This is a genomic window from Mucilaginibacter sp. P5_A4 (genome assembly GCF_056400605.1).
The window spans coordinates 44,220-57,969 of sequence record NZ_JBFUKX010000044.1 but is presented as its reverse complement, the minus strand read 5'-3'; the positions used below and the strand labels follow the sequence as shown (position 1 = coordinate 57,969).

16 protein-coding genes are annotated in these 13,750 nt (G+C 37.8%); 10 read left to right on the top strand and 6 right to left on the bottom strand.

Going from position 1 to position 13,750, the window contains the following annotated elements; translation table 11 throughout:
• The 7 genes from AC1DQW_RS21750 to AC1DQW_RS21720 all read left to right on the top strand — a co-directional run.
• Window positions 1–401, top strand: a 401-nt coding sequence (locus AC1DQW_RS21750; protein WP_477455984.1) for an Hsp20/alpha crystallin family protein, incomplete at its 5' end; no start/stop codon positions are given.
• Window positions 402–541: 140 nt separating this feature from the next.
• Entirely contained in the window at window positions 542–1,438 is an 897-nt protein-coding gene (locus AC1DQW_RS21745) for an SAM hydrolase/SAM-dependent halogenase family protein (protein ID WP_477455983.1), read from the top strand.
• A gap of 779 nt (window positions 1,439–2,217) precedes the next feature.
• Complete coding sequence (locus tag AC1DQW_RS21740) at window positions 2,218–3,561, top strand: PhoH family protein (protein ID WP_477455982.1); 1,344 nt, start codon at window positions 2,218–2,220, stop codon at window positions 3,559–3,561.
• Between the two features lie 155 nt (window positions 3,562–3,716).
• On the top strand, window positions 3,717–4,376 hold the full coding sequence (locus AC1DQW_RS21735; protein ID WP_477455981.1) for an MBL fold metallo-hydrolase: 660 nt from the start codon (window positions 3,717–3,719) through the stop codon (window positions 4,374–4,376).
• Between the two features lie 52 nt (window positions 4,377–4,428).
• The gene (locus AC1DQW_RS21730) at window positions 4,429–4,881 is read left to right on the top strand and encodes an N-acetyltransferase family protein (protein ID WP_477455980.1); all 453 of its coding nucleotides are present in this window, start codon (window positions 4,429–4,431) and stop codon (window positions 4,879–4,881) included.
• A 190-nt stretch (window positions 4,882–5,071) separates the two neighbouring features.
• Window positions 5,072–5,704: an HAD family hydrolase gene (locus AC1DQW_RS21725; RefSeq protein ID WP_477455979.1), complete on the top strand. Its 633-nt coding sequence runs from the start codon at window positions 5,072–5,074 to the stop codon at window positions 5,702–5,704.
• Between the two features lie 21 nt (window positions 5,705–5,725).
• On the top strand, window positions 5,726–6,499 hold the full coding sequence (locus AC1DQW_RS21720) for a DUF6438 domain-containing protein (RefSeq protein ID WP_477455978.1): 774 nt from the start codon (window positions 5,726–5,728) through the stop codon (window positions 6,497–6,499).
• A gap of 1 nt (window position 6,500) precedes the next feature.
• Here the strand turns inward: AC1DQW_RS21720 and AC1DQW_RS21715 are convergent, their stop codons facing one another.
• Window positions 6,501–7,982 carry an ATP-binding protein gene (locus AC1DQW_RS21715; RefSeq protein ID WP_477455977.1) on the bottom strand — a complete coding sequence of 494 codons (1,482 nt, stop codon included), beginning with the start codon at window positions 7,980–7,982 and terminating at the stop codon, window positions 6,501–6,503.
• A gap of 191 nt (window positions 7,983–8,173) precedes the next feature.
• On the opposite strand from AC1DQW_RS21715, the gene AC1DQW_RS21710 reads away from it, so the two are divergent.
• Complete coding sequence (locus AC1DQW_RS21710; RefSeq protein ID WP_477455976.1) at window positions 8,174–8,563, top strand: hypothetical protein; 390 nt, start codon at window positions 8,174–8,176, stop codon at window positions 8,561–8,563.
• Here the strand turns inward: AC1DQW_RS21710 and AC1DQW_RS21705 are convergent.
• Window positions 8,560–8,859, bottom strand: coding sequence for a hypothetical protein (locus tag AC1DQW_RS21705; RefSeq protein ID WP_477455975.1), 300 nt, complete (start codon window positions 8,857–8,859; stop codon window positions 8,560–8,562). The two genes, AC1DQW_RS21710 and AC1DQW_RS21705, sit on opposite strands and share 4 nt — an antisense overlap.
• Before the next feature lie 44 nt (window positions 8,860–8,903).
• A complete protein-coding gene (locus tag AC1DQW_RS21700) occupies window positions 8,904–9,374 on the bottom strand; it encodes a ferritin-like domain-containing protein (RefSeq protein ID WP_477455974.1) in 471 nt (156 codons plus the stop codon).
• Between the two features lie 219 nt (window positions 9,375–9,593).
• Between AC1DQW_RS21700 and AC1DQW_RS21695 the strand changes: the two genes are divergently transcribed.
• Both AC1DQW_RS21695 and AC1DQW_RS21690 read left to right on the top strand, forming a co-directional pair.
• Complete coding sequence (locus AC1DQW_RS21695; protein WP_477455973.1) at window positions 9,594–10,367, top strand: enoyl-CoA hydratase/isomerase family protein; 774 nt, start codon at window positions 9,594–9,596, stop codon at window positions 10,365–10,367.
• A 188-nt stretch (window positions 10,368–10,555) separates the two neighbouring features.
• Window positions 10,556–12,238 carry a MutS-related protein gene (locus tag AC1DQW_RS21690; protein ID WP_477455972.1) on the top strand — a complete coding sequence of 561 codons (1,683 nt, stop codon included), beginning with the start codon at window positions 10,556–10,558 and terminating at the stop codon, window positions 12,236–12,238.
• 4 nt (window positions 12,239–12,242) lie between these two features.
• Here the strand turns inward: AC1DQW_RS21690 and AC1DQW_RS21685 are convergent, their stop codons facing one another.
• The 3 genes from AC1DQW_RS21685 to AC1DQW_RS21675 all read right to left on the bottom strand — a co-directional run bounded on the left by AC1DQW_RS21685 (window position 12,243) and on the right by AC1DQW_RS21675 (window position 13,593).
• Entirely contained in the window at window positions 12,243–12,536 is a 294-nt protein-coding gene (locus tag AC1DQW_RS21685; protein WP_477455971.1) for a chaperone modulator CbpM, read from the bottom strand.
• A 7-nt stretch (window positions 12,537–12,543) separates the two neighbouring features.
• A complete protein-coding gene (locus AC1DQW_RS21680; protein ID WP_477455970.1) occupies window positions 12,544–13,443 on the bottom strand; it encodes a DnaJ C-terminal domain-containing protein in 900 nt (299 codons plus the stop codon).
• A 66-nt stretch (window positions 13,444–13,509) separates the two neighbouring features.
• Window positions 13,510–13,593: a hypothetical protein gene (locus AC1DQW_RS21675; RefSeq protein WP_477455986.1), complete on the bottom strand. Its 84-nt coding sequence runs from the start codon at window positions 13,591–13,593 to the stop codon at window positions 13,510–13,512.
• Window positions 13,594–13,750: the final 157 nt, after the last annotated feature.

Below are 13,750 nucleotides of genomic sequence, written 5' to 3'. Positions count from 1 at the left end.
CAAGGGGTCCATTCTTTAATGATGTATTCGACTCGATTTTGAATGATTCATTTCTTGGCGAGAAATTAGTAGCTCGCGTTCCTGCTGTTAACATTGCAGAAACAGAAAATGAGTTTCAAGTTGAATTGGCTGCGCCGGGCTTAAAAAAAGAAGATTTTAAGATTAACCTGGATAAAAACATATTGACAGTTTCATCCGAAAAGAAAACCGAAAACGTTGAAGAAGGTAAAAAATTCAGCAAACGCGAATATAGCTACAAGTCGTTCAGCAGATCATTTACTTTACCGGAAAGTGCCGATCATTCAAAAATTGAAGCTGATTATACCGACGGGATATTAAAATTGACCATCACTAAAAAGGAAGAAGCTAAATTTCAATCAAGAGAAATAGCTGTAAAATAATTAAAGACTGTTTTCATAAAGTAGTTAGTTTGGTTTGAAGGCCGCTCCCTTTTGGGGCGGTCTTTTTTGCTTTTTTTTAAAAGTTATTGCGGGAGCTTGTAATATTATGATTATATAGTAAAGTTTTTTAGATTCATCCCATGAATAAAAAAATTTACAGCATCCTGTTACTTATAAGCATGGCTTTTTACACCCATGCTCAAAACAAAATCGTAGTTTTTCAATCAGATTTCGGAGTTAAAGATGGAGCCGTTTCAGCCATGAAAGGTGTTGCCTCGGGCGTATCTGCCGATTTAAAACTGTATGACCTCACCCACGAGATCCCGGCCTATAATATATGGGAGGCCTCTTACCGATTATATCAAACAGTAGCTTACTGGCCTGCCGGAACGGTATTTGTTTCGGTAGTCGATCCCGGCGTGGGAACCAGCCGTAAATCTGTAGTGCTGAAAACCAACAGCGGTCAGTTTATTGTAACACCCGATAATGGTACCTTAACGCTTGCAGCCGAATCTTTAGGTATAGCCGAAATCAGGCAGATAGACGAAGTACTTAATCGTCGTAAAGGCTCCGAAAAATCATATACCTTCCATGGCAGAGATGTTTACGCTTATACAGCAGCCCGCCTGGCCGCCGGAGTGATCACTTTTGAGCAGGTAGGGCCGGTATTACCAAAACAGGTTGTAAAAATTCCCTATCAAAAGGCAGTGATGGAAAATGGAAAGCTAAAAGGAACCATCGATATACTCGATATTCAATATGGTAACTTATGGACAAATATTGGCGACGACCTTGTAAAGCAACTTCATATCAAGTTAGGGGATAAGCTACACCTGGTAATTTATAAAAACGGAGAAAAGAAGTATGAAGGTGATGTCCCATACAGCGATACCTTCGGCGAAGTAGCTGTAGGCAAGCCCTTAGCTTACATGAACAGTTTGATGCAATTATCGTTCGCTTTAAACCAGGGAAGCTTTGCAGATACTTATAAAATAGGTAGCGGCAGCGAATGGAGTGTTGTTGTAAATAAACAATAAGCAGCTATCAGCAGTTCTGAGATAATTATTTCATCGGTGTAAATAAATTGCTGCCCGCAAAAAAAATAGGCTTTATTTACGGCATATTTCTACACGACATTGGAATATTTACATGATAAAATTTAAGCTTTTTTGAGTTTTACGCGTTTTCTTCACTTGCTACAAGGCTAATTTTATGAATCTATGTGAATAACGTAAATGTTGATAACATTGATATATTGTTCAGTTTTTATGTATAACAACCAGTAAATCAACAACTAATGCATGTTTACAAATCATGGGGTATTGTTAATAACATGTTAATAACAAATTAATTTTTTTCTTGACAAATATGCCTTTTAGTCCCTATATTGTAATCATCAAGAACGACGTACTTTGACAACCTTTCAGGAATACAGAAATTGAATCGGGTGAAACCTTCGGGAGACGCTAAAGATCAAAAGAAGTCCCTGAGTCACATGAAAAATGAAAATTACGAAAGTCTTTGAAAAAAGATTGTGATTAAAGGAGGTACTGAGAACGATGCGGGGCTTCACGGAGACCCAAAACAGAATCAGTGATATTGCGGTAGTCGGTAGTTCGCAAGGACAACAGACGAAGGCTTATCGGTCATCTTACACAAAACTTGGTGCTACTGGGAAACTACGGTGGAACAGTGGTTTGGAAACGGGAGTTCAAATCGCAAGAGGAGACTCCCGTTTTCGCTTTTACAAGGTTTTTTTTGTTCATAATAGCATTTTCATTTTGAACAAACCTTAAAAAACCTAATTTAGTAGGATATGAATAAGGACGGCCCGCGTAACCAGAAGAAGATATTCGTTTTAGATACTTCAGTGATCCTTTACGATCATAATGCCTTTCAAAATTTTCAGGAGCATGATGTAGCCATACCTATACAGGTTTTGGAAGAGCTTGATAATAAAAAGAACGGAAATGATACCCGTAATTTTGAGGCACGCAGCTTTATCCGTCTGATGGATGACCTGTCAAAAAACAACCTGGTGAATGAGTGGATTCCGCTTAACGGTAAAAGCAAGGGGAGTTTYAAAGTAGCCATGGATATAAAAAACATCTCGACGGATGCCGTTGAAGTTTTTGGATCTGATAAAACCGACCATCATATTTTAAACGCTGCCTTAGGTTTGCAGGAAGAATATCCTCAAAAAAAGGTGGTACTTGTATCCAAAGACATCTGCCTTCGCCTTAAGGCCAAAGCCCTTAACCTACATGCCGAGGATTACGAAACCRGTAAAATTAAAAACCTGGCAGAATTGTATACCGGTAAAACCGATATAGATAAGGTAACCGAGAAACTGGTTACCCAGCTTAATAAGCAAGAAAACCTACCCTCCGAAAGCCTGAACATACCGGCTTATACCAACAATCATTTCTATATTTTAAAAGGTAAAAAGAGTGATGTATCCGGCTTTTATAGTGCGCAAACACAACAATTGGAAAAAGTGACTGAGCAGCCGGTATTCAATATTTATCCACGCAATATTGAGCAAGCTTTTGCTATTCATGCGCTTTTAGATCCCGATATCAAGCTGGTTACCATACAGGGTAACGCCGGTACCGGTAAAACCCTGCTGGCCCTGGCCAGCGCGTTGGAGCAACGTAAATATTACCGGCAAATATTTGTTACCCGCCCCATTGTTCCATTAAGTAATAAGGATATTGGTTTTTTACCCGGCGATATCAAATCAAAGATAGACCCCTACATGGCCCCAATATGGGATAACCTTAAATTTATTAAAGACCAGTTTGCCGATGATGATAAAATGCAGGCTAAAATTGATGAACTGGTAGCTAACGATAAAATATCTATAGCTCCCCTGGCTTTTATCCGTGGCCGCACCCTAAGCAAAATATTCTTTATAGTAGACGAGGCGCAAAATCTTACTCCGCACGAAGTAAAAACCATCATTTCCCGTGCAGGCGAGAACAGTAAATTTGTGTTTACAGGTGATATTTACCAGATTGATACGCCTTACCTGGATGCCGAAAGTAACGGGCTGTCATATCTGATTGATAAAGCGAAGGGACATCCACTCTATGCACATATTACCCTCCAAAAAGGGGAGCGTAGTGAACTGGCAAATTTGGCTACAGAACTACTATAAACATGATTAGAAGATTTGGCAGGATTTACAGGATCTCAGCACGGTTCATGGATTTAATTAACAGTTTTTTAATTCTATGAAAATAAAACCGTTCAAATCCTTTAATTGTATTTAAATAGAAGAAGCCAACCTGTAAATCGTGCAAATAGTAATCTATGAAAATAAGTAAATACCTCCATTCCTGCCTTGTTTTTGAGCTGGATGATTACAAATTATTATTTGATCCAGGTAAATTCTCTTTTACAGAAGGATTGGTTACTGCGGAGATGTTTTCAGACGTAAATGCAGTGGTGATTACTCACATTCATCCGGATCATTATGATGTTGATATACTAAAAAACATTCTTGAACTAAGCGGCGCCGTAGTAATCACCAACAGCCAGGTAGGTAAAGATCTTGATAAAGCTGGTATTATTTACACCGTTTTAGAAGAAGGTACAGCAAACTTTGGCCCCTTTATATTAAAAGCTTTCCCGGTTATACATGAGCTGATTATGGATAATCCGCTGCCACAAATGACAGGCTTTATTATTAACGATAAAGTTTTGCATCCTGTTGATTCTATGGAAGACAAGCTTTTGGAATATAAAGACATTGAACTGCTGCTCATGGTAACCATGGCGCCATTTGCAAACGAGGTACGAATCTCGGGTTTCGCAGACAAGCTTCAACCCAAACAAATATTGCCTGTACATGATGGCTATGCCAAAGAGTTTTTTATTAAACAACGTTATGCGGCTTATGTAAGGCATTTTGAAAAACAGGGTATCAAATTTCATGAAGTATATAAAATCGGGGATACTATAACCCTTTGATAAAATTTTTTGATAATTAAAATATTAATAAACTTACAAAACCTATATCATAATGCAGATCAGGCAGATCAACCCCAATGAATATCAGTTAGTAACTCATTTGTTCGATCAATACCGTGTGTTTTACAAGCAGGCGTCTGACATTGCTTTGGCAAAGAGTTTTATTAAAAACCGTCTTGAAAATAATGAATCGGTAATTTTTGTGGCTATGGATGGCGACCAGCCTGCAGGCTTTACACAGCTTTATCCGTTGTTGTCATCTGTAAAGGCAACAAAGAATTGGTTACTAAATGATCTTTATGTTGATAATGACCACCGTAAAAAGGGAATAGGAAAGGCTTTATTACAAACGGCTTATGATTTTGCGAAAAGCCATGGAGCCACGTTTATCCAGTTGGAAACTGCGGTTGATAATTATACGGCTCAAAGTTTATATGAAGCTGTTGGTTTTGTAAAGCAGGAAGCCAACAAAGCTGCCGGCTATTATTATCGCAAGGCAATTTGAAAAAAAACAATATAAAAAAAGTCCCCGCTTTTTACAGCGGAGACTCCTATGAAACCAACCTCCTGCTAAGCTGGCTCATATTAACCTTATCACACTGCTAAGGTGAAAATTAATCATGAAGAAAACATGAACTTAGTTTTTACAGCAAAACGTTAATTTCACATCTTTAACAAAAAAGACAAATAATTTTATGCAGAAACCAGATAGCCTGATCTTCGATATGGATGGAACCCTTTGGGATGCCGTTGATACTTACACCAATTCATGGAATCTCACTTTTGAAAAACTCTCAATAAAAAGAACTATTAATCGTGATGAACTAATGGGGTTAATGGGAATGGAAGGTAAAAAACTTACCAAAATTTTAATGCCCGATTTTGATGATGAAAAGGCTTTGGGCATTTATCTTGACGTAAATGAAACCCGCCGCCAAATTTTGCCTGTAAGCGGCGGAATTATGTATAATGGTGTTAAAGAAGGAATAAAGCAATTATCCTCAAAATATAAACTGTTTATATTGAGCAATTGCGCGGTCGGAATTATTCCATTGTTTATTAATTGGGCAGGTATTGGGGAGGATATAACTGATTCTTTTGCTTATGGCGAAAACAATATGCCAAAACATCATAATATGCGTTTATTGATTGATAAACATCAGCTTGAAAAACCGGTATACGTTGGCGATACACAAGGTGACGCTGAGCAGACACGCCAGGCTGGCATACCTTTTATATTTGTAAGCTATGGTTTTGGCGAAACTGATGATTATCAGCATAAGTTTGATGATTTTGAGTCGTTAACTACGTATTATATGAGTTTGTAAGTAAATCAGAAATTAAAATAAATGGTAAAACGCGGTCTTTCTTTATTTTTATTGGGATTGATTTTTTGTACAGCAAAAGCTCAAAAGACACAGCTTGATTCTATCCGCTGGATTAATAAGGACCTTGGACATCTTTATTTTACCCGGGGGCATGTTAAATTTAATTTTGTTGGATCTGATAAGGAAAAAAGCCATTACGTCATTGTAAAGGATACGTTGATATTGACGGATATTTATACATCCAGTGCCGATAATTTTAAAGCTAAACACAAAACAGATTTTAAATTTTTAATCAGGAACCTTACCTCAAGCAGGCTTTATTTAAAGGCCATCGACTCCAACGCTGTAAAGTTGGCCGGGAATGATACTTACGAGTTTACCAATTTAAAAAATAGTTATGATAAAGACGTTAAATTTTCAAAGGTTCGTTTTTTATCATCCACCTGCCATGGCGAGTGTCCCCAACTGGAAATTTCAATTTTGGCCAATGGCGATTATCATTTAAGGGGAGGGGAATACGCCGATCCTTACAAGGGGGAGTATACCGGTAAATTATCTGGTGCCCAGCTTGATACCATAAATTATTTGCTTAAGCACAGCGAACTAAAAAAAATGTATAACTGGCAGCAAACAGACCAGGTAACCGATGCTCCCAATTATTATTTCGCATTTGAGTTTGACAATAACAAAAAGAAGCTCAGTATAACCACAAATGAACCGCCATTAAATATAATCGACCTGGTTCAGTTTATGGTATCATCCTATAAAAAGGTAAAATTAACAGCGGTAAAGTAATTCATATGGGCAGGCTGAAATAAAATGTTGAACCTAAACCTTCGGCGCTTTCAACCCATATTTTGCCCTTATGGCATTGAATGATCTCGTTGGAAAGATAAAGTCCTATACCAAAGCCTGATACATTCCTGATCTTTTCATTATCTACCCTGTAAAAACGCTGAAATACTTTTTTATGATCTTTAGGCTTAATACCCACACCCTCATCGGTAACTGCAACCTGGATATTACTATTCATGCCATGACTTTTTATAGTGATATTACTTTCTTTGGGTGAATATTTTACCGCATTGCTTAAAAAGTTATTTATTACCTGGGCTGTTTTTTCCTTATCGGCATTAACATTCAAAACATTCGATCCATCAAAAATTACCGTATGACTGATGTTTGAATGCAGCAATTCTGTAATACAATCGGCTATTAGTTTGTTTATATCAAACACTTCCGGCATAAGTTGTAACTTACCCGATTCAAGTTTCGACAGATCAAGAAAACCGTGGATTAACTCGGTCATTTTATTAACCTGACTGTTGGCTTTGGTAAGGGCATTGTTTACCAATGCATCATTAACAGGTGCCAGTTTTTTTATTAGTATCTGGATGTACGATTTGATAGAAGTAAGCGGTGTTTTTAATTCATGACTGGCCATCGCTATAAAATCATTCTTCCTGATCTCGTCGCGCTTATTTTCGGTTACATCAATTATAGTTCCCAGCATACGCAATGGTTTTTGATGTTCATCAACAACTAATTTGCCTTTAATGCTCAACCAGTGTACAGCGCCATCGGGCCAGGCAACCCGTACATCGTGGGCATAACTCCCGGTTTTAATTGATGTGTAAAATGAATCCAAAATAATTTGCTGATCCTCGGGTAACACTTGTTTTTTAAATGCCTCCTGTGCCGATAACAAAGTTTCGGCCGGATGCCCTAATAATTCCACTAATTGAGGCGGGCAAATGTGTTCTTCATCTCTAAAGTTCCAATCAAAAGTTGCAAAACCAGTAGCTTCCGCTGCCAGCCGAAGGCGGTTTTCGCTCTCCTGTGCGGCTTGTTTAGCATTTACCTCACCAGTGATATCTACAATTGTATTTAAAATATACATTTCCTTACCATCACCACAAAAAAAAGGCACATTACTACATGACCAGTATCTAACGTTGTAATTGCCTGTCTCCGGATCCCTGGTATCATACCTATAGCTCGGAATATCTATTTTTTGACCCGTTTCTGCTACTTTGGTAAATATTTTACGGGCGCCGGTTTCATCTTTGGGGTCGTTGTCATCATCAGGAAAAACGCGGAAAAAGCTTTTGCCTATAATTAACTCTCTGGTGGCGTTTGTTATAGTAAGAAAAGTATCACTGGCTGCCATTATGGTAAAATGAGGCGCGTCAGCCTTAATTAATAAAGAACCCGGCGATTTTTCGAAAATAATCTTGAAAATTTCCTCCGGTAAAGTATGTAGAACCTCAGCAGACATTTTTTTGGATAGATTTTAGGTATTGCGAGATAAAGTTAGAATTTAAACTCAAAAAGTGTATTATTTGTAATAATATTTTTTCACTGCAAAAGAATAATATGCAGTATGCTGCACCCTTAGCTTTTTATTTGTGTTATCATTATAGGGTTCGTCTTAAGTTTTTGTAGCTTTAAATAATTAAAATATCATTCATGAAAACCCGTACCAAATCTATTTTACTATTAATTATACTGCTATTATTAGCGGGCTTTTTTTACTATCGTTTTTATTTTGTTTTTGGCGAAGGGGCAAAAGCCGGCAATATGAATTATTTTGTAAAAAAGGGCTATTTATTTAAAACATATGAAGGCAGGTTAATACAAAGTGGTATTCGTACGCAAACGCAGGGAAATATAGCATCAAATGAATTTATGTTTTCTGTTACTGATGAGAAAGTGGCCCGGCAATTAAATAGCAATGCCGGCTCATATCTTGAACTTCATTATAAGGAGTACCTGCACACTTTACCATGGCGGGGGGTAAGTGTGTTTGTTGTTGATAGTATTATATCTGCCAAGCCTGTAAACTCCGTAAACCCTTAAAAAAGTTTATCAGCTTTGCCAGAATTGGGGGTTTCTATTTTACTGAGGTTGTAACAAAGTTCCCCATCTTTATTAATGGCTTTTATCAATCCTTTATTAAAAAGATATCTAAGTATATCCTCCGCATTTTTTTCATGGATGAAAGGAGGCGTTTCTGGCTCAAAAGCACTTAATTTTATGGCAACTTCATGTGCAGTGGCTTCCTTTAGCTGGGCTAAAGCATATACAACATTATTTTGCACCCCTGCATCTGCGTCATATTCATGCGGAACATGCAGTGGCTTATATTCTTCCAAAAAAGATTCATCAGAGCTGTTCATTTGTTTCCAGATAATAAATCCTAAACCGTTACGGTATCGCGTAGACTTTTAATGGTATTATGTGATGTTTTAAAACCATCCAACTGATAAGCAAGTAAATTTACCACTTTTTCGTCTTCCCATATCAACTCCTTATCATCCTGCGCCTTACGGTATGCTTTGATGATCACATCCTCGCCATATTCGCAATCGGCCAAAATACCTTGTTTATTTTTATTGACAAAAGTGGCCTTTACATTTATCCAGGTATGATAAAATTTGCCTGATAAAGTTGTTCCATCAGCCGGGCTGCCGCCTAATACAAGAATATATTCCTTTAACTCGGTAATATTATTTTTGCTTTGGTCAATATATTCATTAAAGAGCACGATCAAACCGGTTTCGTCGGTACTTTCCAGGGCCATTTGGTATCCGGCAATACGGTCGTTATTTATTTTAATCAGATCGTTAAGTGCAGAGATCTGATGATGTATGTGCTGTAAAATTCCCATGACTAATTTAATTATGTTTGTATAAGTACAACATTTTATGGGAGTTAATGTTTTTGTTGAAATAGCGAATGGATTAAAGGCCTGCCTTTTGGTTCTAACTTCATTAGTTTCTTTTCAGCATCATCAAATTATTTCAATTGAAAATTGTAGTTAAGTTAAATACTTCTGATATTGGACAAGTAGTTAGCTACAGCCACTTGTATTATATAAACTTTTAATATGCCATCCAACGATAACGGAAGTGTTTCTATCATAAAAAGCCCGGAAGGCATAGCCATTATCAGTTTTTTTCACCCTGCCCAAAACTCGCTTCCATCCAATCTGTTGCAACAACTTACCGATCAAATTAACAATGCCGGTAGCGATGCAGAGGTAAAAGTAATTGTAATAAAAAGTGAGGGTGACCGAACCTTTTGTGCCGGGGCCAGCTTTGATGAACTGTTGCAGATAAAAGATAAAGATGCCGGCACCCAGTTCTTCTCGGGTTTTGCCAGTGTTATTAACGCCTGCCGAAAATCATCCAAGATAATTATAGCCCGGGTACAAGGTAAAGCCGTTGGGGGTGGGGTTGGCCTTGCTGCCGCTGCCGATTATTGCCTGGCTACACAATTTGCATCCATTAAATTAAGTGAGCTGGCGATAGGCATTGGCCCGTTTGTGATATCGCCTGCTGTTATTCGTAAAGTAGGCTTACCAGCATTCTCGCAACTTACCATATGCGCTACTGATTTTCAAACCGCACAATGGGTAAAAGATAAAGGTTTGTATAACGAAGTTTATGATGATATTGCCCGGCTTGACGCATCAGTTGATGAGCTTGCAAAAAAGCTGGCTTCCTACAATCCCGACGCTTTAACCAGCCTGAAACAAATACTTTGGGAGGGCACGGATAATTGGGATGACCTACTGGTTAAGCGGGCAGCCATAAGCGGCGAATTGGTACTCTCTGAGTTTACGCAGCAAGCTTTACAGAACTTTTTGGATAAAAAATAATATTTCGGTAGCATATTTATACTCCACAAAGGTTAGCAGGTAAATGATTATTTCCTTCAAAATACTACAATAATTGAAATGGAAAATCTATGGAAATTAAAAGTGTAGTAGTAGCAACGGATATGCATAAAAAAGCCCATCTTTATTGTAGTATACCCGGAGGTTAATATTTTTTTATACTTTTAAGCATGTATTATTTCTTATTTACGCTGTTAGTTTTGGCCATTGTGCTTACTGTTTCCTATATTGTTTCTTACTTTGGCAAGCTACGTACTAAAGAAAAAAAACTGGAGAAAATAAAAAACAAATGGGCCAAACCTGTAAATGCGAGACGTAATTTTGATTTGATAAAGCTTTACAAGGATGCCGACGATAGCATCGGAAAACTATCAAATGTAACAGCCGACGACCTTGACCTTAAAAGTGTTTTCAACTACATTGACCGGGCTAATTCAAAACCAGGTAAACAATATCTCTACAAAAAACTGCATTTTCCCGAAACGTCAATTGATAATTTATTAATACTTGATAAAAAGATAGAAACGCTTAACGCCGATGCTCCAAACCGGGAATTTATTGAGTTGGAGCTTTCAAAACTTAATCATATCAACGCTTACCAGGTTGTTAACCTGTTTTTAAAATCACATGATCCGTTATTTGCACCGGTGATGAACATGTATATTAAAGCAGTGCCATATTTAATTTTAGCAGCAATTATTTCTCTTCTAATTATACCTAACCCGGTAAGCTTAATAATTTTAGGTGTATTGTTTGGGTATAATACCATTTTCCATTTTGCAAGCAAAAGAAAAATTGCAGCCTACTCAAATTCATTACCCCAGTTGCTGATAATGCATAAGGTTGCCGTTTGGTTAGTTAAAAATGCCAAGACCGGCGATACTGAAGAAATTAAAAAAAGCCTGATAAACCTTGCAGRTCTTAAACGTTCATTAAGTATTGTGAATTTTGAAAGTGAACTGATTATAGATTCAGGTTCGCCGGGTTATGTGGTTTTCCAACTATTTAAAACATTGTTTTTGCTTGAATCCCACATTTATACCAATTCTGTAAAACACATTGGCAGGTACCGCGATGATATAGAGAAGGTATATACGTTTGTGGCCGAAATTGATATGCTTATTGCCATACAATCAGTAAGGGAAGGTTTGCCGTTTTACAATAAACCAGAGTTTATTGACCAAAATGCCAAAATGGATATTACCGATCTTTATCATCCATTAATAGATAAATGTGTACCTAATTCTTTATATACCCGTGCCGATAAAGGGGCATTAATAACAGGCTCAAACATGTCTGGCAAAACAACATTTATTAAAGCAATAGCGGTAAACACATTGCTGGCTCAAACGTTATTCACCAGCTGCGCAAGGGCCTACAAAGCTCCCTTTTTAAAAATCCAAACCAGTATCAAGATCACCGATAGTATAGAAGAACAGCAAAGCTTTTTCCAGGCCCAGGCATCAGCTATATTAAATATTGTTGATCATAGCAGCAATGCAGAATCCGTAAAAAGCCTGGTTATCATTGATGAAATATTTAGGGGAACTAATACAATTGAGCGTATTGCCGCTGCAAAATCGGTATTGTCATACATTACCGCCAATGATAATTTTGTATTCGTATCAACACATGATCTTGAGCTCGCCGAACTTTTAGACGAGGATTTTGCCATCTATTCGTTTGTGGATTCCAAATCGGGCAAAACATTGGTTTTTGATTACAAATTGAAAGAAGGCTTGCTGAAAAGCAAAAATGGTATAGCCATATTGGCCTCCATGGGATACCCCGAATCTGTGATTGAAGATGCCCACATAGTAAGTGAGCGTATGATGCTGAAGTATATGGAATAGGGGTTTACTCCCCCTCATACATTTCTAACCTGTTGTGCAAGGCCCGCATATTTTCCTGCATTTGTTCAATCCGGTTAAGTAGGTGTGTTATTGCTTCAATGCCGGCCACATTGATATCTAACTGGTACAGGCTAATCATTTTTTCGAGCTTACGCAATTCTGTTTCTGGGATAAACGTTGTCTCGTTAATCACTGTAACCTCAATCAATCCAGCCTTTTCTAACGAATTTAAAAATGTGTACTCAACATTATGGTATACACAAAAATCATTCGCAGTTATTAAATTCTCTGTTTTCATAAGTAGATCAGGATTTTGATAGTTCTTCAAACAGCCGCTTTTGCTTATCAGTAAGGTTGGTAGGTATTTGGATATCGTAAGTAAGGTACAGGTCGCCAAACTCATTTTCCTTTTTATAAACAGGCATACCTTTGCCTTTAAGTTTTACCCTGGTTCCGTTTGGAGTTTCGGGTTTTACCCTAACCTTTACTTTCCCTGTTGGCGTTTCGGCCATAATCTCACCACCTAAAACGGCCGTATAAAGATCAAGCTTTACGGTTTTATATAAATTGGCGCCATCGCGCTTAAAACGCCCATCGGCTGGGATATTAAATTTAATATACAGATCGCCGGCCGGGCCGCCATTTACACCCTGGCCGCCATGGCCGGCTATTTTTATTGTTTGTCCGTTTTCTATACCTGCAGGTATTGTAATACGGATGTTTTTGCCATTTACAGTTAAGGTTTGTTTATGTGTATGCAGCGTATCCTGCAGGCTCAATTGCAATTCAGCATTCAAATCCTGGCCGCGATACCCGGTGCGTCTGCCGCTGCCACCTGCACCTCCAAACATTGATTGAAAAAAGTCCGAGAAATCCTCACCGCTGCCAAAACCGCCGCCAAAGCCTCCAAAACTTCCCGGATCACCAGAACTGCGCCGCCGGCTTTGCTGTTGACTGGTTTGTTGCTCATAGGCCTCTCCATGCTGCCAGTTTTCGCCGTACTTGTCATACTTTTTACGTTTCTCAGGATCACCCAATACTTCGTTGGCTTCATTAATCTCCTGGAATTTCTTATTTGCCTGAACATCGTTGGGATTAAGATCGGGATGATATTTGCGGGCCTGCTTGCGGTAAGCGTTTTTAATTTCTTTCTCCGTAGCAGTTTTGTCGATGCCTAATGTTTTGTAATAATCAATAAAAGCCATGGTAAACTATTATGTAAGTATAACCTTAAAATGAAGGCTAAGTTTTTATCCGCAGAAAATTAAACATTATTTGGTGGCTATTACTAAAGTATTAAATGAATCAGCCTTTAACAAAGGCTCAATTATCCGCTCACCGACTTTTATTTTTATGGCTTTATTTGTATCACCTTCGTTTTGTACAACAACAATTACTGAATTATCGGGGGGGGGGGTAAAAGCTAAAAGCTAAAGGATTGCTTTTAGTGAAATAATGTTTTAATCCTTTTTATAAGCTGAAGTAAAAAGTATAAAGTTTAAAATAGTCCAT